General features: G+C 44.9%; 14 protein-coding genes and 1 pseudogene. 4 read left to right on the top strand and 11 right to left on the bottom strand.

The window, feature by feature from the left end:
• Positions 1–94: 94 nt before the first annotated feature.
• Positions 95–2803 carry an HTH-type transcriptional regulator MalT gene (gene malT, locus BCT49_RS22560; RefSeq protein ID WP_102438354.1) on the bottom strand — a complete coding sequence of 903 codons (2709 nt, stop codon included), beginning with the start codon at positions 2801–2803 and terminating at the stop codon, positions 95–97.
• Between the two features lie 567 nt (positions 2804–3370).
• On the opposite strand from malT, the gene BCT49_RS22555 reads away from it, so the two are divergent.
• The 3 genes from BCT49_RS22555 (at position 3371) to glgB (ending at position 10539) form a co-directional block, all read left to right on the top strand.
• Entirely contained in the window at positions 3371–5824 is a 2454-nt protein-coding gene (locus BCT49_RS22555; RefSeq protein ID WP_102438352.1) for a glycogen/starch/alpha-glucan phosphorylase, read from the top strand.
• 178 nt (positions 5825–6002) lie between these two features.
• Positions 6003–8183, top strand: coding sequence for a 4-alpha-glucanotransferase (malQ, locus tag BCT49_RS22550; RefSeq protein ID WP_102438350.1), 2181 nt, complete (start codon positions 6003–6005; stop codon positions 8181–8183).
• 175 nt (positions 8184–8358) lie between these two features.
• A complete protein-coding gene (gene glgB, locus BCT49_RS22545) occupies positions 8359–10539 on the top strand; it encodes a 1,4-alpha-glucan branching protein GlgB (RefSeq protein WP_102438348.1) in 2181 nt (726 codons plus the stop codon).
• A 60-nt stretch (positions 10540–10599) separates the two neighbouring features.
• Here the strand turns inward: glgB and BCT49_RS22540 are convergent.
• The 6 genes and pseudogenes from BCT49_RS22540 to BCT49_RS22515 form a co-directional block, all read right to left on the bottom strand.
• Positions 10600–11056 (bottom strand): annotated as a pseudogene (locus BCT49_RS22540) (TetR/AcrR family transcriptional regulator).
• Positions 11057–11278: 222 nt separating this feature from the next.
• A complete protein-coding gene (locus tag BCT49_RS22535) occupies positions 11279–12118 on the bottom strand; it encodes an energy-coupling factor transporter transmembrane component T family protein (RefSeq protein ID WP_102438346.1) in 840 nt (279 codons plus the stop codon).
• On the bottom strand, positions 12115–13809 hold the full coding sequence (locus BCT49_RS22530; protein WP_102438344.1) for an ABC transporter ATP-binding protein: 1695 nt from the start codon (positions 13807–13809) through the stop codon (positions 12115–12117). Before BCT49_RS22530 ends, BCT49_RS22535 begins: the two co-directional genes overlap by 4 nt.
• A gap of 6 nt (positions 13810–13815) precedes the next feature.
• Entirely contained in the window at positions 13816–14364 is a 549-nt protein-coding gene (locus BCT49_RS22525; RefSeq protein WP_102438342.1) for an ECF-type riboflavin transporter substrate-binding protein, read from the bottom strand.
• Positions 14365–14667: 303 nt separating this feature from the next.
• Positions 14668–15798: an HlyD family secretion protein gene (locus BCT49_RS22520; protein WP_102438340.1), complete on the bottom strand. Its 1131-nt coding sequence runs from the start codon at positions 15796–15798 to the stop codon at positions 14668–14670.
• Positions 15798–16193 (bottom strand): DUF3302 domain-containing protein, encoded by a 396-nt coding sequence (locus BCT49_RS22515; RefSeq protein WP_102438338.1) that lies wholly within the window; start codon positions 16191–16193, stop codon positions 15798–15800. The genes BCT49_RS22520 and BCT49_RS22515 overlap by 1 nt, the downstream gene beginning before the upstream one ends.
• Before the next feature lie 303 nt (positions 16194–16496).
• On the opposite strand from BCT49_RS22515, the gene BCT49_RS22510 reads away from it, so the two are divergent.
• Positions 16497–17399: a DMT family transporter gene (locus BCT49_RS22510; protein ID WP_102438336.1), complete on the top strand. Its 903-nt coding sequence runs from the start codon at positions 16497–16499 to the stop codon at positions 17397–17399.
• 126 nt (positions 17400–17525) lie between these two features.
• On the opposite strand, the gene BCT49_RS22505 is transcribed toward BCT49_RS22510, so the two are convergent.
• The 4 genes from BCT49_RS22505 to deoD all read right to left on the bottom strand — a co-directional run bounded on the left by BCT49_RS22505 (position 17526) and on the right by deoD (position 23027).
• Positions 17526–19106 (bottom strand): GGDEF domain-containing protein, encoded by a 1581-nt coding sequence (locus tag BCT49_RS22505; protein ID WP_102438334.1) that lies wholly within the window; start codon positions 19104–19106, stop codon positions 17526–17528.
• Positions 19106–20578, bottom strand: a complete 1473-nt coding sequence (locus tag BCT49_RS22500) for a hypothetical protein (protein ID WP_102438332.1) — start codon at positions 20576–20578, stop codon at positions 19106–19108. The genes BCT49_RS22505 and BCT49_RS22500 overlap by 1 nt, the downstream gene beginning before the upstream one ends.
• A 186-nt stretch (positions 20579–20764) precedes the next feature.
• Positions 20765–22234, bottom strand: coding sequence for a lactate dehydrogenase (locus BCT49_RS22495; RefSeq protein WP_102438330.1), 1470 nt, complete (start codon positions 22232–22234; stop codon positions 20765–20767).
• An 82-nt stretch (positions 22235–22316) separates the two neighbouring features.
• Positions 22317–23027 carry a purine-nucleoside phosphorylase gene (deoD, locus tag BCT49_RS22490; RefSeq protein WP_102438328.1) on the bottom strand — a complete coding sequence of 237 codons (711 nt, stop codon included), beginning with the start codon at positions 23025–23027 and terminating at the stop codon, positions 22317–22319.
• Positions 23028–23065: the final 38 nt, after the last annotated feature.

Genomic DNA, 23065 nt, shown 5'->3' with positions numbered 1-23065 from the left:
TAGTTTTTATCGGTTACTCCTCACTCTCCAAGCGAAAAAAAAGCCAGCCACCATGGGTGACCAGCTTATGTTTTTCTCGAATTTCAAATCCGTTTTAGTATCCCATCAACTGCAACAAATTCTCTGCTGTGCTGATCGCTTCTTTACGGTTGGCAATATTAAGCTTTTGGTAAAGGTTGCGGATGTGAGTCTTGATAGTGGTACCAGCTACATCAAGTTCTTGAGCAATCTGCTCATTACTGAATCCAGAGTAGATCAGACCAAGCACCTGCCATTCACGCTGTGTGAGTGGGCTAGTGCGCACCAGTTCAGGAATATTCGGGTGATTAACCAGATTCTCAACGAAGTCTTCGTCAAAGTGAACCGAACGGCTACGTTGGGTGGTTGAGATATCTTTCATGATCTGCTGAGCACGGTGACGTTCTAAATCGCCTAATCCAGGCTTGTTACTCAACTTATCCAAGATATGTCCGATAGTGCCACCGTCGACTAAGAAGTTACCGACCATACCGGTTTGGTTGGTCATATGTAGAGCTTCTTCAAGCAATACTCGAGCGCTGTCTTCATCGTTAATCTGTGTACGTAATACGGCTTCAACGATCAAGTTTCTGTTGGTATCCGTGATCAGGTGTGAACGCTGTGCTTCACTCTTCAAGAACGCCAACGCTTCTTCCGCTTCTTCATATTGTTCGAGGATGATGTGAGATCTTACGATATTTCGCCACTGAAGCTGACAGAAGTGGTTACTCGCCGATTCAGGTCGAACTGCAACACTTAACCAGTCGCGAATGGCGTCTTTATCACCTTTGACCTGCCAGAATAAGATCAGAGATAGGGAGGCATTCGCCGTCCAATCCACATGGTAAGTCGATTGGCGTAACAAGTGCTGAATCTGGTCGATAAACTTCGACGCTTTATCAATTTCACCTCGGCTGAGCGAGATACGAGCCAACATTGAATAGCTATGTAGATGCTTACTTGGTGAGTGGTGGCCAAGGATATCTAAGCCCTTGTAACAACACTCTTCCGCTTCATCTAGTCGATTCCAACACCAGAAGATCTGAGCTCGAACACGCAGCAAGAATTCATGCAGAGGTACGTATTGCAGCTGATGCTCTTCAATCAATTTGAACGCGCTGTCTTGCAGTTCAAAGGCCGCTTGAACATAACCTTGAGCAATCAGGATTTCGCTCTGTTGCAGAATCGCCCACAATGCTTGATGGTAAACCTGATATTGACGTGCAAGCTTTTCAGTCTGCTGCATCATTGGCAGAGCACGGCTTAGATTGCCCATGACGTGATTGACTTCGCCGACAACAGAGGTCGCAACAATACGGCTACGATAAACGGTCGTGTTTAACTGGCTTAGAGAAAGCTCAGCCAATTCCAATGCTTTTTCTGGTTCATTACTATTAATAGCAACTTGCGCACGCAGGGCGTTGTATTGACCTTGCTGCTGAGTATCCAATTCGATGTTTCGAGCTTGATACTGAGTTTCGGCTTCTTCTAGAAGGGTACCTACTTGATCATAGCGGTGCTGACTCTGTGCCAGCCAAGCGCGCAGCATTGATAGCTTCGGCTCACTGTATAACTGATCCGTGGTGAGCTGCTTGATCGCCATCTCTAGCGATGAAAGCTCACCTTGGTTGAACATCGGCCAACCGTGTTCCGTCAAAATTTGAATGATCAGCTCTGGATCTTCAGCGCGTTGTGCATGTCGTAGTGCTTGATGAGGCGTTTTCTGTTTGATCCACGCTTTTGCGGCACTTCTGTGCAATTCGGCTTCTTGCTGTGGAATTCGAGCTTGGCGCTCGTGGGCAAGAAATTCGCCGAATAGATTGTGGAATCGGTACCAGTTCTTCTCGCCTTCAAGAGGGTAGATGAACAAGCCAAATCGGTTGAGTGATTCGATCATACCCAGCGCGTCTTCACGCTGGGTAAGCGCGCAGACTAATTCGTCATTGAAATGATCAAGCACTGAACACTGCATCAAGAACTGTCGGGTTTCTTTATCCAGTAGATCGAATACTTCTTCAACCAAGTAATCCCAAAGGTGGGCATGGTTAAAGTGAGAGAAAGACTCGGCCGATTGGGCCAGCGTGCGTTTTTGATGTTGTGCTTGAAGGGCAATAAGCTGAAGTGCAGAAGGCCATCCTTCAACATAAGTACAGATACTGCCAGCGGTGGTGTCATCTACGCCATCAGCAACACGTTGATTGAAGAAGCGCGTCGTCTCTTCAGTATCAAAAGCCAGAGAGTCGTTGCCAATCTCAATCATCAGATCACGAACACGAAGGTTTGCAGTGCCAAGTGGTGGTGTCCCACGGCTAGTTACAACAAGCGTTAGATTGTCGGGCATATGCTTGAGGAAAAAGCGCATCGCCTCGTGAATGTCATCGTTATTAACTAAGTGGTAGTCATCCAGCACGAGGAAACATTCCTGGTGGAATTCAGACATCTCGGCGAACACTTCGCTTAACAAAGAATGCAGTGATGAGAACTGTCGCTTTTCTGCCAGTTTTTGGGCATTAGGACAGGCATTTTGAGTCGCTTTGTTAAGTGATTGAAGTAGGTAGTTGATATAGCGAAAGGCATCATTGTCACTATCGTCAATGCTGTACCAACCCACATTGGGTTTATCTACCAGCCATTGCGCAGCCATAGTGGTCTTGCCATACCCCGCCGGAGAGCGGAACAGTACGAGCTTGTAGCAATCTGCATTCTGAAGCAGATCGAGAACTCTAGGTCGCAGGATTGCATTGTGTAAGCGGCCGGGACGAGTCAGTTTCGAAGGGATCCACATATCGAAGTTTTACACCTATTCCGTGGCTATGTTCTGGAATATCCCAATCTATCGTTGAGTGCACTCCAATGACATTAGCCTAATTACTTAAGTCTTTACTCATATTACGTGATGCAAAACGTTACCGACTATGATCCTCCTCAGAAACCTTGCACTCCTGCATGTTTTTAGTGTTCTACGCCCTTTATTTGTGACTTTGCTCACCTTGTGGGGTGGTTTGTGAATGTGACTGTGTCCTTGTCTACACATGTTTCTCTGCAAAAGATGAGAGGCGGAAAATATTTTCGTGATCTGAAACTCAGATTTGGCAATGACTTTAAATGGGTTAAATAAAAGTCACATCATTTGAAGTTAAGTTATCGAACGGGAGCTTGTGATCCCAGTCACTCCAAGTTTTTGTTCGAAGTCAGAACATGAGAGTCAGATCACTAACCCAATGTGGGTACGCCCCCTACGCCCTCCCATCTACTCCTAGTTAGTCGTACGGGCGGGAGGATGTTTAGTTAATGGTGACCATGCACGATATGTCACAGATGAATTAGAACTATTAAAAGCGAGATTTCTGAAATGAAACCAACTCAGCAAAAAACTTTCGATAAAGTGTCGTTCCAAGAAAGCGTTAAGAAACATTTATCTGCAACCTACGCAACAACGATTGAAAATGCAGATAGCCGCGCATGGTACCTAGCAATGGGTCGCGCATTAGCAGAACTCACAACATTCGACCTGCTAGAAACTGAAAACGATGAAAAAATCAAAAACGCGAAGAGTGTTAACTACCTTTCGCTGGAATTCTTGATTGGTCGTCTGACAGGTAACAACCTAATCAGCATGGGCCTGTATGAGCAAATCACTCATGCAATGGAAGAGCTAGGTCAAAACCTAACTGACCTTCTAGAAGAAGAACGCGATCCATCACTAGGTAATGGTGGCCTTGGTCGTCTTGCTGCTTGTTTCATGGATTCTTGTGCCGCTCAAGAATACCCAACAGTAGGTTACGGTCTTCACTACGAATACGGTTTATTCAAACAGTCTTTCCAAGACGGTCGCCAACAAGAAGCACCAGACGCGTGGCGCGGTGTTGAGGGTTACCCATGGGAAGTGGCTCGTCCAGAGCTAGCACAACACATTGGTTTTTACGGTCATGTAGAAGTTGAATTCGTTGACGGTAAAGAAGTTCGTACTTGGGTTCCAGGTATGGAAGTAAAAGCAATGCCTTGGGATTTGCCTATCGTAGGTTACGAATCAAACACGGTTTACCCACTGCGTCTTTGGGAATGTCAGGCAATTGCACCATTCTCACTAGCAAGCTTTAACAACGGTGATTACTTCGAAGCGCAACACTCGCTAATCGATGCAGGTAACATCACTAAGGTTCTTTACCCGAACGACAACCACGAGAAAGGTAAGACACTGCGTCTAATGCAGCAGTACTTCCACTCAGCAGCGTCTGTTCGCGATATTCTACGTCGTCACGAAGCTGCAGGTTTCTCTTTAGAAGATCTGCCTAAGCAAGAAACGATTCAGCTTAACGATACGCACCCAACTATCGCTATCCCTGAATTGATGCGCATCCTGATTGATGAGAAAGGTTTAACTTGGGACCAAGCTTGGGAAATCAGTGCTCATACGTTCGCATACACGAACCACACACTACTTCCTGAAGCGCTAGAGACTTGGTCTGAATCACTGATCAACCGTCTTCTTCCGCGTCACATGGAAATCATCTTTGAAATCAACCACCGCTTCATGCAAGAAGTTCGTAAGATGTGGCCTGGTGACGGTGAGAAGCAAGCGAAGCTTTCTATCATCCAAGAAGGTTTCCACCGTATGGTTCGCATGGCAAACCTATGTGTGATCGGTTCTTACAAAGTAAACGGTGTAGCTGCACTTCACTCTCAATTGGTTAAGAAAGACTTGTTCCCTGAGTTCAACGAAATCTTCCCAGGCAAATTGACTAACGTAACGAACGGCATCACACCACGTCGTTGGTTGAAGTTCTGTAACCCAGGTCTATCTACGCTAATCACTGGCAAGATCGGTACTGAGTGGCCAGCAAAACTTGAGCAGCTTGAAGGTATCGCTAAGTTTGCAACAGACGCGAAATTCCAAAAAGAATTCATGGCTGTTAAGAAAGAAAACAAACAGCGCCTTGCTGATTGGGTTCAAGAGAACATGGGTATCGAGCTAGATACTAACGCTATCTTCGACGTGCAAATCAAGCGTCTACACGAATACAAGCGTCAACACCTAGATTTGCTACACATTCTATCTCTGTACCACCGTATTCTTAATGAACCTGGTTTCGAGTGTGAGCCACGCGTATGTTTCTTCGCAGCGAAAGCAGCACCGGGTTACCACCTAGCAAAAGAAATCATCTTCGCGGTTAACAAGATTGCAGAGAAGATCAACAACGATCCTCGCATCGGTAACAAGCTTAAAGTGGTATTCATCCCTGACTACCGTGTAAGCATGGCTGAAATCATCATCCCTGCAGCAGACGTTTCTCAGCAAATCTCACTGGCTGGTAAAGAAGCATCGGGTACGGGCAACATGAAGATGGCTCTAAACGGCGCTCTAACTATCGGTACGATGGATGGTGCAAACGTTGAGATCCGTGAAGAAGTTGGCGATGAAAACATCTACATCTTCGGCTTAGACGTTGATGGTGTTGTTGCATTGAAAGCTCAGGGTTACAACCCTTACGATTACTACAATGCAGACCCGCTATTGAAAGCATCTCTAGACCTATTGACTGGTGATGAGTTCTCTCCAGGTCAACCAGGCCTTCTACGTGCAACGTTTGATAGCCTACTAGACGGCGGTGACCCTTACCTATGTCTAGCAGACTTCGCATCTTATGTGAAAGCACATGAAGACATGGGCACGCAATACAAAGACCAAGCAGGTTGGGCTAAGAAAGCGATTCTTAACACAGCATTGGTTGGTAAGTTCACATCAGATCGCTCAATCCGCGACTACGTGAACAACATCTGGAAGCTAGAAGCCGTTAAACGTTAATAGTTCCAAAAGTAGCCAAGGCAGTTTCTGCCTTGGCTCAATTAGCTTGTGAGCAAACAGACGGCTTATTCAGATAGCGATGCTTACAAACGGATTGTCACAAGCTAATTGATTAGTAAAAAATTAAATAAACAACCCTACAAAAATTGAAAGCGTTAGAACGTTTTCGGAGAGAGCGATGAAAGAACAGACCGTATTAAAACAAGTCGCAGAAATGGCAAATATTGCCGACAGTTACGTTAGTGCGTGGGGCGATGAAGCACAGGTATCAGACGAAACGATTACGTCTCTATTGGCTTCATTGGGCTACGATACAAGCAGCGATGATGCACTATTAAAGTCAGCAGAAAGAAAACACAAAAAAGATGTACTAGACCCAGTTCTTGTCTTGCGTGATGGTGAGCCAGTAGAAGTGGCGCTGAATTTAGGTGTTAGTGCTCGTGAAAGCGAGTTCAGCTGGCGCTTAGAGACCGAGCAAGGAGAGGTACTTGAAGGCTATCTTCAATCTCAAGTCGTTCGTGATGAGCGTGCCGAGGGTGGCCCTTTAGTGTTTGCACTGCCAAGTGATCTGGCATGGGGTTATCACAAGCTAATTGTGAGCCGTAAACGTCGTAAGAAGCCTTACGAAATGACACTGATCATTACGCCAAAAGCGTGTTTCAAACAGGCGCCAATTGAGCAAGGTAAAAAGCTTTGGGGTCCGAGTGTACAGCTTTACACATTAAGAACTCAGCATAACTGGGGTATTGGTGACTTTGGCGATCTAAAACAGCTTGTTGCCGATATCTCGTCTCGCGGTGGTGACTTCGTTGGCCTAAACCCAATTCACTCATTGTTCCCAGCGAACCCTGAAGGTGCGAGCCCATACAGCCCGTCTTCACGTCGTTGGTTAAACATCCTATACATTGATGTGAGTTCAGTACCTGAATTCGCATTAAGTGCAGAAGCACAACAAACCGTAGGCAGCGCTGAATTCCAACAGCGTCTACAGAAAGCTCGTGACGCACATTGGGTGAATTACACCGAAGTGTCTGAGCTGAAGATGAGCATCTTGCCTCTGCTGTTCGCAGAATTTAAGACTCGTCATCTAGATAAAAACAGCGACCGCGCACAAGCGTTCTTAGCGTTCGTTGAAGAGGGCGGTGAAAGCCTGATGCATCAAGCGGCGTTTGATGCTCTGCACGGTGAATTACATGCTGAAGATTCAGGCATGTGGGGATGGCCAGCCTTCCCTGAGAAATACCGTACATTTGATAGCCCAGCAACACAGAAATACATCAAAGAGAACCTAGAGCAAGTACATCTTTACATGTACCTGCAATGGATAGCAGATTGCCAGATCAACGATGCACAGTCTCTTGCTGAAGAGAAAGGCATGGCGGTTGGCCTGTACCGAGATTTAGCGGTAGGCGTTGCGGATTCTGGTAGCGAAACATGGGCTGATGAAGGCAACCTTGTGATGGATGCGAGCATTGGTGCTCCACCGGATATTCTTGGTCCTCTAGGTCAGAACTGGGGTCTGCCACCACTTAACCCTGAAGTCCTATTGGAAACTAGCTACGACGCGTACATTAAATTGCTTCGTGCCAACATGAAGCACTGTGGTGCACTTCGTATCGACCACGTTTTAGGTCTGCTGCGTTTATGGTGGATTCCAAAAGGTGAGAACGCAACGAAAGGCGCGTACATCTACTACCCAGTGCAAGATATGCTATCGATTTTGGCGCTTGAATCTCACCGTTACCAATGTAGCGTTATCGGTGAAGACTTAGGCACAGTGCCAGACGAAATCGTCGATATCCTAGCGGATGCAGGCGTACATTCTTACAAAGTATTCTTCTTCGAAACATCGGAAGACGATGGCGGTTTCATTTCACCGAAACACTACGCACCACAATCGATGGCAGCATTGTGTACTCACGATATGCCAACCCTACGCGGTTTCTGGCACTGTGATGATTTGAAGATGGGGCAAGAGATTGGTTTATACCCAGATGCAGAACAGTTAGAAACCTTGTTCGATGACCGTCTGGAGTGCAAACAAGGTATCTTAGATTCAGTAGCATGGCATGGTTTCCTACCTGAAGGTGTTGGCCGCGATGCAAGCCAAGTACCGATGGACTCTTATCTTGCTGAAGCACTTCAACTGCACGTTGCGGCTGGTGGTTCGACACTTCTTAGTGTTCAACTGGAAGATTGGCTAGAGATGGACAAGCCAGTCAACATTCCTGGCACTGTAGATGAGTACCCTAACTGGCGTCGTAAACTATCAATGAACTTGGACGAAATTTTTGCTCATGAAGGGGTGAATCGTATCGCTTCTAAGTTGACAGACGTTCGAGAAAAAGCAGCGAAGTAATGATATTGAGTGGCTTGAATTTAAGTGGTTTTTTGCTTACGCCGTACGAAACTACAACCTCGGTCACTCAATAATGAATGCTCATCTGGTAGAATAAACCGTCGTTATATTGCCCGCACTAATAGCGGGCATTTTTGTATTATATTTTTTGGATGTTTGGTTAGGGAGAAACGTTTTGGAACTAAGTTCGATTTCAAAGCAAAAACAAATATATACCCAACTATCACAGGCTTGTTTTACTGACCCTTTTGCTTTTCTAGGGCCATACTTACCTTCTGAACAAGGTGCATTACGCGTATGGATTCCAGGGGCGGATAAAGTCGAGTTGATTGTTGGAAAGGAACCTCGTATTGAGTTAGCGCGAGAGGGTGAAAGTGGCTTCATTCTTAAGCAAGAAAGAGACTTACGTTTTACCCATTACAAGTTAGCAGTAGATTGGGCTGGGGAAGAGCAGATCATTGATGATCCGTACCAGTATCATGAACTTTATGCTAGCTATGAAGATCTTCATACACCGAAAGACATGTACCATCACATGGGGGCTCAATTTGTTACTTTAGAGCGTGATGGTCAGGTTATTTCGGGTACTCGATTTTTAGTCTATGCACCGCATGCAACAGCGGCAAGCTTGGTGGGTAACTTCAACGCTTGGGATGGTCGTCGCCATCCAATGCAACGCTTAGATTATGGTATGTGGGGCCTATTCATTCCTGAGCTGGAAGAAGGTGCTCAATACAAGTTTGAATTAAAAGGACCTGATGGCGAAGGCTTACCGCATAAAGCTGACCCATGGGGTTTCTACTCTGAGCAGTACCCATCATTTTCATCGGTTACTTACGATCACGCTCGCTACGAGTGGCAAGATACTCAATGGCAGAATCGCCCAGTTACGCAAAAGCGTAAAGAAGCACTTTCATTCTATGAACTGCACGCTGGTTCTTGGAAGCGCAACGCTGAAGGCGAATTCCTAAACTACCGTGAGCTTGCTGCGGAGCTTATTCCGTACCTGACTGATCTTGGTTATACACACGTTGAGTTGATGCCAGTTTCAGAGCATCCGTTTTACGGTTCTTGGGGCTATCAGCCAATAGGCTTGTTCGCACCAACGAGTCGTTTTGGCTCTCCGGATGACTTCAAATTCTTCGTAGACCAATGTCACCAAGCTGGCCTAGGTGTTGTTCTTGATTGGGTTCCTGCACACTTCCCAAGTGATGATCATGGTCTAGCAAACTTTGATGGTACGCCTTTGTTCCATGATCCAGATCCACGTCGTGGTTGGCATCAAGACTGGAACTCGTACATTTACGATTTAGGTAAAGAGCATGTTCGTCGTTTCTTGGTAGCCAATGCACTATACTGGTTCGAACAATTCCATATCGATGGCATTCGTGTTGATGCGGTTGCTTCGATGTTGTACCTCGATTATTCGCGTAGCCATGATCAATGGATCCCGAATGCGGATGGCGGCAACGAAAACTATGACGCTATCGCAACCCTTAAATGGATGAACGAAGAAGTGTACAAACACTTCCCGAATGCGATGACGATTGCTGAAGAATCAACGGCTTTCCCAGGTGTTTCAGCACCGACCTTTATGGGGGGCTTAGGCTTTGGCTTTAAGTGGAACATGGGTTGGATGCACGACAGCTTGTCTTACATTCAAGAAGACCCAATCAACCGTAAATATCACCACGATACGATTACCTTCCCATTGGTTTATGCACACAGTGAGAACTATGTATTGTCTCTGTCTCACGATGAGGTGGTTTACGGTAAAGGTTCTATCCATGACAAGATGCCTGGTGATGAATGGCAGCAAACAGCGAACTTGCGTGCTTATATGGGTTACATGTATGCGCAGCCGGGTAAGAAGCTGAACTTCATGGGCGCTGAGTTTGGTCAGACGGCTGAATGGAATCATGATGATCAACTGCAATGGTTCTTGTTAGATTATGAACGCCATCAAGGTGTGCAGCGTTTAACTAAAGACCTGAATAACTTGTATCGTTCTGAAGCAGCCATGCACGACCTCGATTTCGACCCGAAAGGCTTTGAATGGCGCCTTCAAGACTCTGCAGAAGCGAGTGTCCTAGCGCATGAGCGTATTAGTGAGTCTGGCGAGCGCGTGTTGGTGGTATCTAACTTTACACCTGTTCCTCACGAGCACTTCCGTCTAGGTGTTCCAGCACAAGGTAAGTACTCACTGTTGCTGAATACAGACTCGGCTGATTACGCGGGCAGTGGCTTTGAAGTGAAGCAGACGGCAGAGATTGAATCAGTAGCAAGCGAAGGCTTAGATACATCAATTGAGTTGCGTTTACCGCCACTATCGACGGTTTTTTATAAGCTGAACTAGTTAAAAACTCAAAATAAAAAGGGAGCCTTCGGGCTCCCTTTTTGTTTCTATCTGTTTGGCTTAATGCTTGTTGAAATTCGTTAGATAGAACATTGAGCGACCTACGACAGTTTCAAGGATACGAACCGAATCGGTCCCAAAGCTCTCAAACATCTTCTCACGAAATTGACTTAAATTCTTCTGGACTCTTTACTTGTGATGCGTGGAAAAACATCAATTTAATCACGTATCGGAACCGTTCGTTATCTAGAGCGTCTTGCCAAGATTTAACAAATACCTCCTCTGAAGAGAAGTCGAGGCTCTCGATAACAATCGATAACATGTGCTTGTGAAGCACTGAGCGGATAGCGCGTGTCGATGAATAATAGCCCTGAAGCGTCGTTAAACTAATGCCAATTTCTTGAGCAATCCTTGCATAAGTTAGTGCTTCATGTCCTTCAGCCAGAAAAAGGTTTAGTACGATTTCATCGTAGTGCTTTTGGTTTTCTAGTTTCTGTACTTGAGTAATTCGAGCCATTACAAATCTCTATTGAGTGTAACATTCTGTAAACAACATATATTAAGAGTTTCTGATAGAGATCTCAAACCATATAGGTAAATAAAACGTCAGTATATCGTCAAAAGTCGATAAAGATAGATCGTTCGCTTGAATTTTAATCAGCTTTGAGCCGATACAAAAACACCGCTCTATTGAGCGGTGTGTTATTTTAAGCTGTTGTTTATATATGGTAAATAAGAACTAGAATGGATACCAAAATAATTCAGGTTCAACAATACGTTTTACAATAGCCAATATCACTATCAAGGTGATGACTGCCAAGCACATATAGTCGACTCGTTTGAGAGGTGCATAGCTGTACCAAGCACGTGCTTTGTGTCGTCCAAAACCGCGCAGTGTCATCGCATTTGAAATCTCATCTGCTCTGTCCAAGCTCGAAAAAATCAATGGGCCTAACACTTTAGCAACATTTTTGATGCGAGTGATTAGTGGTGCTTTCTTTGATAGTTCGACGCCGCGAGCCTGTTGAGCATGCATGATATTGATGAAGTCTTTTTTAACTTCAGGCAAATAACGCAATGTTAAGCTCACCGCATACGCAATCTTGTAAGGAACACCGATACGGTTAAGGCTTGCTGCAAACTCAGTTGGATGGGTCGTGAAGACAAAGATCAACGCTATCGGGAACATACTCATGTACTTGAGCGTGACAGTCACTAAGTAAAACAGTGTCTCTTGGCTCAATGAATAGTTGCCAGGAAGCGTCAACATCAGAGTTTCGCTACCGATGAGTTCAGGACCTTGTTGTGGGGCCAGTAAATACATAAATAAGGCGTTGAGGCTCAGAACACTTGCCGTACCAATCAACAGCGGCTTGTACACACGTACTGGAACTTGAGTCAGCTTCAATAGGTATAAGCCAGTCAGGATCAAAACAACAATGAGCCTAAGATCGAAGGTTGTAAGGACAACGGTTACCCAAGCCAAGAAGAGTGCAAACTTCGTTATGCCGTTAAGAGCATGCAGCGGCGATTTTGTATCAATGTAATTGATGCCGAATTTTACTTTTGATGCATTCATTGAGCGCTTCTCTCGTAGTCGATGAAGTACTGCATAAATGCATTGGTGTCGTCAATTTTCATCATAGTCGCGAGTTCATAAATGCTGGTGGTACAAAGGTTTGCGCGTTCCAACAGCGATGGCTGACTGAAAACTTCCGTCATCGCGGCATTGGCAATCAGCTTGCTGTCTGCAATCACAATCGAACGTGTGGTGTACTCTAGAACGAGGTGCATATCGTGTGAGATGATCACAACGGTGATGCCTAAGTCGCGATTGAGCTTTTGAATGAACGCCAGCATCGATGTGTAGTTACGGTAATCTTGACCAGCTGTAGGTTCATCTAAGATAAGAAGCTCAGGCTCCAATACTAAGATAGAGGCAATCGTCACGCGTTTTTTCTGACCATAGCTTAGAGCTTCGATGGGCCAGTGACGGAACTTGCTTAGTCCACATAGCTCAAGAACGTTCTCAACTTTTTGTTTTATTTGATCTTCTGCAACGCCGCGGTTACGAAGGCCAAATGCAATCTCGTCGAAAATCATATGATGCGAGATCATATGGTTCGGGTTCTGCATTACTACACCGACTTTCTGACTTCTTTCAAAGATAGAAAGTTCAGATAAGTCTTCTCCATTCAGATATGAAGACCCTGAATCAGCATCAATCACACCCATAACAATCTTGGTGATGGTGGACTTACCCGAGCCGTTTTTACCCAGTATTGAAACAAACTCACCCTTGCCAATCTTGAAGCTGACATCTTCAAGCGCATTCTTTTCGCCGTCGTAAGAGTAAGTCAGGCCATGTACTTCGAGTAAAGGCGTGTACTGCTTCTCTGCTAGCGGTGCAGGGCGTTCAGCAAACCAACCCTGTACTGAAGGGCGGAATCTTTTGTAATCCAAAGCTTTGAGGTTTGAAAGCTTATCTTCGCTAGTCAGAGGTGCTTTCGCTGCTTTAAGCGCAGACAGATAAAGAGGTTCACGAATACCGTGTTTATCAAGTAGTTCAGAAGCTAAGATTTCATCGGGTATCATGTCCGCGACGATTTCACCACGCTCCATTAAGATCACACGATCAATATCGCGATGCAGAACATCCTCAAGGCGGTGTTCGATAATCACGATAGTCTTGTTGGTTTCTTTATGAAGCTGGTCGATGATCTCAATCGTTGCCTTGCCTGTTTTAGGGTCAAGGCTCGCTAGAGGTTCATCAAACAGCAAGATATCGACATCATCGACTAGAATGCCGGCTAACGAAACTCGTTGTTTCTGGCCGCCTGAAAGGTCGTGTGGAGAACGTTCAAGCATATCCGCTAGGTCGACCATTTTTGCAGTCGACTTAACTAACGGGTACATATCAATGTTCGACATCAACTGGTTTTCTAATGCGAATGCGATATCTTCGCCAATACTTAACCCCACAAATTGGCTATCAGTATCTTGCAATACCGTACCGACTTGCTCGGTATAGTCGTGCATCAAAAACTCAGAAATGTTCTTGCCGTTGATCTCTAAAGAGCCGGTTACTTCACCTTTAATGGCATGAGGTATCAGACCATTGAGACACTGACCTAGGGTTGATTTACCACTCCCACTCGGTCCAATAATGACGATTTTCTCTCCTTTCTCTATCCTTAGATTGATATTTTTTAGCGTCGGTTTATCCAGCGACTCATATCTAAAAGAGAAGTTCGAAAATGCTATAGTCATTATCGCTTATGCCTCAGTCAGGTTGCGGCTTTGCTTATTGCGTTTAGCGACTGATTTAAGGATCAAGAAACCAACAACAGCGATCAGAACGGTATTACCCGCAGCGATAATAGACAGTTGAGTGAAGACTTTCGTGAACGGTTCTGCGTAAAGAATAGTATCTAAGAATGCAGAACAGCCATATCCGACAACATTACCGATAAGGGCAAGTACAACGAACAACGCAAAGTCTTTCATTGGCAGTTCGCCTTGTTGAAGGCGGTTTTTGGTTACCATCGGGAACAGACCGATAACCATACCTACGATGCCTGATCCTAACACCCAAGTTAACCATACGCCCCAACCTGCGAACAAGTCCGTTACCCAGTGGCCAATAAAGCCAACCAAGAAGCCAACAATCGGGCCGAACAGAACAGAAAACAGTGCTAGAACTGCCATTGCTGGCTTTAATGTCGTGTTAGCAAACACTGGGACACCAAACATAGGTAAACCACCAATGCCGTACAGTGCCGCGCCAATAGCGATAACGACGACTGTTTTAGCTGAAAAGTTCATAGATAACCTCGAATACTGAAAGATAAAGCATAATAAAGAACCAATATTCGCCACTATTAATATGTGTCTCAATGAGATCGTTTTTTGGGCAAATATAAAAATAAGGCGCGCATTATATAGTAGAACCCTTCCATAAGGGAAGGTAAGTGTCTAGATGTCTAAAATTCCATCCGAACGTGGGAATATCTCAAAGAATGCACGATTTTGTGGTTAATTGGTCAACAAAAAAAGCCAGAACGAGTCTGGCCTTTTCATTCATATTAACAATATGTTAGGTCTACTTAAGATCTAGGTATGGATAGCTTAGTGATCTAGGTATAGGTAATTCTGCCAGCTCTTCATGCGAATAAGTACCTTACGCATGATAGACACGTGAGTGAAACTGTCAGAATATACTGCTACTTCAACCGCGGTACCCATAGGTAAATGGTAGTCAGACAGGTCATCGGTGATGGTCAACTTAACGAACACGCGGCCACTGGTACGCAGTGCTTCAGTTCCAAGTAATGCACCACGCGCTTGGAATTGGCTCTCACCAATCGCTGGAATCACTTCATCAATTCGGCCCTTAAACACTTTTCCTGGTAATGCTCTGAACAAGAACTCTGCTTCAAACCCTGTTTGTAGGCGCTGTAATGAGTTTTGTCTAAACGCAGCCGTATAAAACTGAGCTTCAGTGTGAACAAAGGTCATCACTGGTGCGAGAGGAAGAGGAACAGCCATCACGCCTGGACGAAGCGCTAATTGAGTGACATAACCATCGGTTGGAGCTCTTACTACGGTTTGTTCTAAGTCGAACTGAGCTTTACGCAATTCAGCTAATAAACTTAAAACAGCGGTATTTTCGCCACCGATTTCAGAATCCAAAGAAATTTTTGCTTGTTCTAGATTCGCGTCTGCAACTTTTACTGCGGCTTCTGATGCCTTATAAGCTTGTCTACGAGTGTCTAATTGCTGTTCGGTAAAGGCGCCACTGTCATAACCGCGCTTGTAACGAGAGAACTCACGTTGGGCCTTATCTCTTTCTGCAATAGCTTTGATTTTTGCAGCCTCTGCTTCAGTGACTTCAGACTCCATTCCAAGGGCACCTTGGCTTGCTTCTTTTACTTTTGCCTCTAATCTTGCGACCTCTGCTTCAAATGGAATAGGGTCGATTTTGAAAAGAATATCCCCTTGCTTAAGAGGTTTGTTTGCCTCTACAGGAACTTCGATAACTTTACCTCTAACGCCTGAAACGACAGGTGTGGTTGAGTAAACTTGGTTACCGATTTGCGTGAAAGGGTGGTTGTAGTTCATCAGCAGAATGAGGGTACCTACGATGATCACACCACCAAGAACGGCAGTGGGTACTGTCCACTTATTTAGCGGGATATTGAACACCTTGAAAATGGTGATACAAAGCGCCGCATAGGTCATTATCAGCAGTAAATCCATTACTTAACCTCCTGATCTTGAACGTTATTATGATCTTTAGCTTGATTCTCTTTCACTGAGTCGGCTTGTTTGAGTTGCGCGATTTCTTCCTGGAGGGTGCTGACTTGATCAATTAAAATATCGACACGATGATGAATGTCGTGCTGTTCTTCTTCAAGTTTGGCAAAACCCCAACCGCGATCTTTACGCCAGAGCGTGGCCCAAATCCAAAGAAATGGCCAAATAGTGTGTAAGGTGAATAGGCTAACCCAGCCTGAGACATGAATAGCATCTTGATGAGGGTGATTGCGTTCTTTCGCTATTTCATAGGGAATATCGTGAATAACGATGATGCCGTAAAAGATTACTAATGCTACGAAAATGAGTAGACCGAGAGCAAAATAGTCTAAAAACATAACAGGTCCTTGTAATGTTAGATATTAGTTATAAATATAGTACGCTATCATCCAAGTAATTGTTATAAAAATGATTTACCGAGTTACAAATAATGTGTTTTCGCTTCTAATGCGAACAAAATCATTATTGAATCTTATAAAATAGTAACCACGCTTGGTGGTGTATTTGGTGTATTTGGCGTATTTGGGGCATTGAGTTAGGTAATTCAGTTGAAGCGATGAAGGCATTGGTTTGATAAAGACATTGGTTTGACAAAGAGTTTTGTTCTAAATGACGTGCATAACCACAAAGGATAAATTCGGATGTATATAGGTGAATTGGCTGCTATTGGTGCTGCGATCGTGTGGGCCTGTGCGACATGGATTTATGGACAGTTTGGGCATCGTTTTTCTGCGATGCAGCTGAATATTGTTAAAGGTGTAGTCGCTTCAGGAATGATGCTGCTTGTGATGCCTCTTATTCCGATGCCAGAGTTTGAACTGAGTGCTAACCACTTTTGGATATTGGCTATCTCTGGTGTTATCGGAATTGCGATTGGAGACAGTGCCTATTTTGCGGCGTTGAGAAGAATAGGTGCCAACAAGACTCTGTTACTTGAATCTTTGGCTCCTCCGCTTTCAGGTGTGCTGGCGTTGATGTTCCTCGGTGCAGCTTTGACCTTACAAAGCTGGTTGGGTGTTGTAATCACCACGCTCGCAGTCACTTTTGTTGTGTTTCAACCTTCCAAATCGGTGAGCGGAGAATCCAGTGACAAAACGCAATGGAGCGGCATTGGATACGGACTTGTGGCGAGCGTGTGTCAGGCTTCGGGCGTGGTTATTTCCCATTATGCTTTAGTGGCGGGTGATATTCCGCCGTTGTTAGGCGCTTTGATTCGCCTGACGATTGGTGTGTTGGCTGTAATGCTCATTATCCCTTTTGTAGAGAAGAAACCATATTCGTCAATAAAAAGAGACCTATGGGCGATGACTAAGCTTGATAAGCTTTGGCTTCTCGGGGCAATCTTTGTTGGGACGTTCCTCGCTTTATGGCTGCAGCAAGTGGCGTTGAAAAATGCCAATCCTGCGATTGCACAGACATTGATAGCGACCAGCCCCGTCTTTATTTTGGTGATCTATGCGCTTAAAGGGGAAAAGGTGTCAAAGCAAAGTATCATCGGGACGCTTGTCGCTTTAGGTGGGATCTCTCTGTTTTTCTATCAATAGTCTATTGCTATCAATAACTTCACTAGATTGAAGGTTATTTGAGAGTAGTGCTGCACTGAATGAGAGTTAGTCTGTACTTTCTCTCATCTATATCGTTACTCTCAGATCATGCTCTCTTGATTGCAACTACTCAGTGCAGACCTGATTTCGACCATTGGCCTTCGCTCGGTATAAGGCTTTATCTGCACGATAGAAGGTACGTTGAGTATTCTCCCCTTCGCGATGTAACGTGATACCAATACTGACCGTTAAACCGCGTTCGCCCAGTATCTCATGCCAACCAAATTGGAAGATTCGTTCGCGGTAATTTTCCGAGTGCATTTCTGCTTTAGCAAGGTTGGTGTTCTCAAGGATGACCAAGAATTCCTCCCCACCAAACCGGACACAAGATGCACCTCTAAACTTGAAGTAGGCACTAAGTTCTTGAGACACGCTTACAATCGCTTTGTCGCCCACTAAGTGGCTGAGTTCGTCGTTGATTGACTTAAAGTGGTCAATATCAACCACCATTAATGCGAAAGGCGTTTCGTGCAGCAACATGTCTTTCAGTTTCACATCTAGCCATCGACGGTTATGCAAACCCGTCAGCGGATCGGTGAAAACGTCTTGTTGCAGTTGAGCAACGGCATTTTTGTGCTGCTCAGTAGTTTCTTTGAGTTCTCTATTTTCTTGTTCAGATAAGATCAGCTTGAGTTTCAGCTCGAAGCGAGAAAGGCGACGCAATTGACTTGCACCAAGCTCACTGATTGGAATCTGCTTCATTAAGTCCGTTTCTATGCGGTAGCCTTTCTTCTCATAGCTCAGCGCCTCTTGGAAGTGGCCTTGATTCATACACACATCACTCAATGAATCATAGAAACGCTTTGCAAGCACGGGAGACGAGTAATCTTTAACTCGTTTGTCTGTACTCGATAAGATCATACTTGCGTATTCTTGCTTATTGATTGCACTTAAGCAGCGTGCCAGCTCTAAGCGAGTCATGGTGGTTAACCAGCTTGCTTGTGTGTTCTTTGCTGAATACTGAACCTTAGATAGGCAGCGCAGTGCTTCATGGTACTTTTTCTTAGCACGAAGCACCTTAGCTTGATAAAGCGCTATCTGTGCGGTCAACAACTTGTCGCTGACGAGAATACTCAGCTCTTCACATTCGTTGAGCAAATCCGTTGCCGCCGTAATACGATTGAGTAGCAGAAGGCTCGCCACCATATGCAGCTTGAATTTAAGACGAAGTGAACGACTGCTGATTGCGTGATCGATGCTATTGATCTTTTGATAGTAGCGTAGCGCTCGGCTGTGATCACCATAGGCATCACACAGGTTGCCCATTCCCAAAATGGCCATTACGTACTCATCAATGTAGCCATGTTCAACAGCGATTGATGATGAGCTGACGAATTCATTCAGGGCTGAGGTGTAGTCACCAATTTCGACGAGACGATCACTTAGGCTGGTTTTCACCGTAAGGATGTCTTCGATGTCGGTAGGTAAGTGGAGCAGGTCGAGTGCCAATCTGAGTTCATCAATACTGGCTTGGTTTTGTTGCAATTCAGCACGGTATTCCGAGCTGATGATATAGCAGTGTGCTTGTTCTGTTTTGGTTGTCGAAACGTGCTGGCGAATGTGGTCCCAGAATATGATCGCTTCTTCGCCCGATACCGATGACGGATCTAAACCTGCGTCAGTGATCTTACTTAATAGCGTTTCCATCAATCTCTTACCTCGGCATCATCATCTTCTTCTAGTTGTTCAAGAGTGAACGGGAACGTCAAAATGTCATTGAGGCTGACGGTAGGTTTTGAACCTTTTAATCCTTTTCGATGCCAAGGGAACATATCAAGCATGGTGGTTAGAGTTTTGAAGGTTTGCTCTGCCGCCTCATCTTTCTCGGAAAGCATCAGTGCAACACGTTCAGAGCTCAGCCTTGAAATGAAATCGTTTTGATTACATAAGGTATGAGCGATTTCTGTACAGACATCTAAGTAGTCGGGATCTACGTGTTGAAACATGATGATGCTGTGATTCGAACGTTTGAGCTCTGTTTTGAAGAGAACCAATTGCTCCCACCAAAACGTCTCAGAGACAACAAAGGAAAAGTGCTTTTCTGGATCGTATTCATGTTGACCACGAATGCGGTTTATAAGCTTTCGTGCTCTTTGTTCAAGTTGGCGTTTTGAGCTTCGCGCTTTATCTAAGCCAACACGTGTCGTTTGTTCACGAAGCATACCGATAGAATATTGACGGTATTTCTTGAAGGCGATTAATGCAGCTTTAAAATCTTGGTTTTCTTCTGCAACCAAAGATTGTTGATAGCAGATCTGGCTCAGCAATTCACCATTGTCGAACTCGTTTGCAGATTGTTCAGCAAGTTTGAGCAACTCAGCGGCGTGTTCAGGTCTTTTTCTCAGAAGTTCTAATCGAGCTCGACTGATATAAGAGTGCGCCTTCATCCAAATTAGGTTGTGCTCGACTGCAAGTGTATGCGCTTTGGCTGTCGCTCGTTCTGCATCGTCTAAGCGTTCTAAGCCAAGCAGGGCAAGGCCTCTAAAGTCCCAAACTTCGACATGCCAGGTGTTATCTTTATGTTCTTTAAGTGCTTCTTCCGCCCCATCCAGTACCGATAACATCTCAACGTAATTGTTGAGCAGGTAGTAATCCCAAGCGAGTAGTATTCTCGCCTTGCCCTCTAACCAGCCAATTCGGCTAATGTTCGCCACTTTCACGGCGAGCTGGTGGGTTGAGCGGGCTAGCTTGTATTCGTGAGTCATTCGCCAAATATTGCCGAGGCCAATCAAGCATTCAATTTGTATCTCAACTTCATCAACCAACGCGGATTGCTCTAAGGCATTGATCCAAAATTGTTGAGCTGAATAATATTTGGCTTGTCCCCAGAACTGGAGCGCATGTAAGTGAAGGATTTCAGGGAGGAAAAGGTCGGTGTCTAAGCGGTTCTGTCGTTTGTAGGCTTCTTTGATGTGCTTTAAACCTGTCTGGTAATCCATCAGGTTCCAGCTGCATCTTGCCATCAGCATCAGCGACTGGATCGCGCCCTCTTCAAACAGAACTTGCTCTGACCTGACGAGGCACTGTTGTGCAATCTCAAGGATCACCAACGGTTCAGAGTCGACACGAGTTTTGAGTTGTTCTAGTTCTGTTTCAAGAAGGTACTGATTTTTGTCCAAGGCTTAGATCCATAATTATCGAACATATTGATAACACAATCATTATAAGAGTGTGGTTTAGGATAAGCACTAATTATCTTTCGTAGAGCATGTAAGGAACATGTATCTTTTCCATTTATGGGTGTTACCTCATGTTGTTGCTTTAAAATCAATGAGTTCCCAAATAAATGTCTAGTTTATAGGTGTCTATGAAAGTAGTTGCTTTAGGGTTAATGGCTGCTCAGTTACGCCTAAACGTTGTGCCGCAGTTAGCCCTTGCTTATCTTGGTAGCACAGATTGTGCCAAGCTCTGAATATGTCGAGTAATGGAAGAATGCCACCTGGACGAAGCTTACGTCTAGGCTCATTAATGAAGCTATCAAACAGAACTTGGAAGCGTTGTTGATAGAACTTAGTTTGTTGAATGGATGCGGTGTTAAACCACTGTTTTGGCTCTGGATTGTTACCTGTTAGGTAGCAAATGCCTTTCTGGTTATCACCTTGATTGGCAATAGCCCAACGATCGCGCCACCAACTCATGTGCACAATGTCGATCTTTTCAAAACTTTGATCGTCTTGCCAGCCTGGATCTTCCTCTACATACATAAGGTCAATATTTTGACTCTGTATGCGCGGCAAGCAAACGCTTAGGGCGGCAGATCTTAGTAATGGGTCTTGTGGCATATAAATGGCGACATGCTTATGCTCGTCACACATATCCAACACATGTAAGAAGTGTGCATAAGAGGTGTAAGGCGGTCGAATGAGTGCCCCTTTAGACGGATAGCTAAACGTAGTGAGGTTACCCATAGGGTCCTCAACGTTGCCTCTCGCGAGGATCACTTGATACTGCTGCTCAATACGCTCTTTCAACTTCTCAGAAGGTTGAGGAAGTTCGAGGTTTGCCTCTGATGAGTGGTCTTTTGAGACAAAGCGTGCCACATCGTCGTACGGGTTGTGGTCAACATTTCCCGAAGGCTCTTCATTTTGAGAGTAATTGACATGTTGGCAAAGGATATAGCCAGAATGCGCCTCGCCCGTTGCTATCCAGACCACACCGTTATTACTTTGTGGTTGTAAGCGCTGATAATGGGAAGCGAATTGATAGTCTTTGGCATGATTAACCCATCGAGCATCGATCATCGCTAATTTGCGACGACAACGGCTGGCGATATGGTCAACATGATCATAGAAAGTCTTTGGATTGATCTCTAATTTTCTACAGATTTCACGTACAGAATAACCCATGAACAATAAGCCCATAAGGTTCTCTTGAAACTGAAGTTTTTTATTGGATCCAGACCACTTATCAACGAAGGTTGATTGGCAGTCTTTGCATCGATAACGCTGCCTGTCACCGCTGTAACCGAAGGCATGATAAAGATGTTTGTGGGTGTGAACCGATAGGCCAAAGTTATCGCAATCATCATTGCGGCAAGCAGGAAGGCCATCGCTGTGAAGTTGTCTCAGGCGATGAAGTTCGCTTAACACTTCACGATTGTTAAGTAAGGGGGGGAAAGCTCCACATTCACGACAAACCATCGCTGGACGCTTAGGGTTAGCGTGTTGCAAAACATATCGTTTTGCATCGCTCAAGCCAAAGTTGTCACACGCCAATGTTTTACAAAAGTTGAGTTGCAAACCATCCGCATCTTTTGGCAGCTTGTCGTTAGACACGATCTCCCCCTCGGGATTATTTGAGCAGCCAAATGAGCTTGGCTGCGGGGTAACGCTTTTCAATGTATCTTTTATCAAATCGTTAGATGTTGATTGCAGTCTCTAGAGCAACTTTCATCATGTCGTTGAAAGATTTTTGACGCTCTTCTGAGCTTAGTTTCTCACCACGGATGATGTGGTCAGATACTGTTAGGATTGTTAGTGCTTTAGCACCAAGATCCGCAGCAACACCGTAGATACCAGCCGCTTCCATATCAACACCAAGGATGCCTAGCTTTTCCATTTTTTCGAAAAGGTCAGCTTCTGGAGTGTAGAAAAGGTCTGCAGAGAATACGTTACCAACTTTAACTGGAACTTCTTGAGCACGAGCTTGGCTTACTGCTTCTTCTAGAAGACCGAAATCAGCGATAGCAGCGAAGTCATGGTTGTTGAAACGAATACGGTTTACTTTTGAGTCAGTAGAAGCACCCATACCGATAACAACGTCCATTAGTTTAACGTCGTCACGTACTGCACCACAGCTACCTACACGAATAACGTTTTTCACGCCGAACTCAGCGATAAGCTCGTGTACGTAGATGCAGCATGATGGGATACCCATACCGTGGCCCATTACAGAAACTTTCTTACCTTTGTAAGTGCCTGTGTAACCAAACATGTTGCGAACGTCACAAACTTGCTTCACGTCATCAAGGAATGTTTCTGCAATGTATTTTGCGCGAAGCGGGTCGCCCGGCATAAGTACTGTTTCTGCGAAATCACCAGCTTGAGCATTAATATGAGGTGTAGCCATGGTCGTTCTCCAAAGTTTAAACGGTAATTATAGGAACA

Origin of the sequence: Vibrio lentus (assembly GCF_002875945.1) — a bacterium.
Lineage (GTDB): Bacteria > Pseudomonadota > Gammaproteobacteria > Enterobacterales > Vibrionaceae > Vibrio > Vibrio apostichopi.
This window is presented reverse-complemented; position numbering and strand designations above follow the sequence as displayed.

Coding starts and splice junctions, on each gene's coding strand:
- malQ (WP_102438350.1), top strand. CDS start 6,003: ATGAAAGAACAGACCGTATTAAAACAAGTCGCAGAAATGGCAAATATT.
- BCT49_RS22505 (WP_102438334.1), bottom strand. CDS start 19,106: ATGGAAACGCTATTAAGTAAGATCACTGACGCAGGTTTAGATCCGTCA.
- BCT49_RS22535 (WP_102438346.1), bottom strand. CDS start 12,118: ATGAATGCATCAAAAGTAAAATTCGGCATCAATTACATTGATACAAAA.
- deoD (WP_102438328.1), bottom strand. CDS start 23,027: ATGGCTACACCTCATATTAATGCTCAAGCTGGTGATTTCGCAGAAACA.
- BCT49_RS22525 (WP_102438342.1), bottom strand. CDS start 14,364: ATGAACTTTTCAGCTAAAACAGTCGTCGTTATCGCTATTGGCGCGGCA.
- BCT49_RS22530 (WP_102438344.1), bottom strand. CDS start 13,809: ATGACTATAGCATTTTCGAACTTCTCTTTTAGATATGAGTCGCTGGAT.
- BCT49_RS22555 (WP_102438352.1), top strand. CDS start 3,371: ATGAAACCAACTCAGCAAAAAACTTTCGATAAAGTGTCGTTCCAAGAA.
- BCT49_RS22520 (WP_102438340.1), bottom strand. CDS start 15,798: ATGGATTTACTGCTGATAATGACCTATGCGGCGCTTTGTATCACCATT.
- BCT49_RS22510 (WP_102438336.1), top strand. CDS start 16,497: ATGTATATAGGTGAATTGGCTGCTATTGGTGCTGCGATCGTGTGGGCC.
- malT (WP_102438354.1), bottom strand. CDS start 2,803: ATGTGGATCCCTTCGAAACTGACTCGTCCCGGCCGCTTACACAATGCA.
- BCT49_RS22515 (WP_102438338.1), bottom strand. CDS start 16,193: ATGTTTTTAGACTATTTTGCTCTCGGTCTACTCATTTTCGTAGCATTA.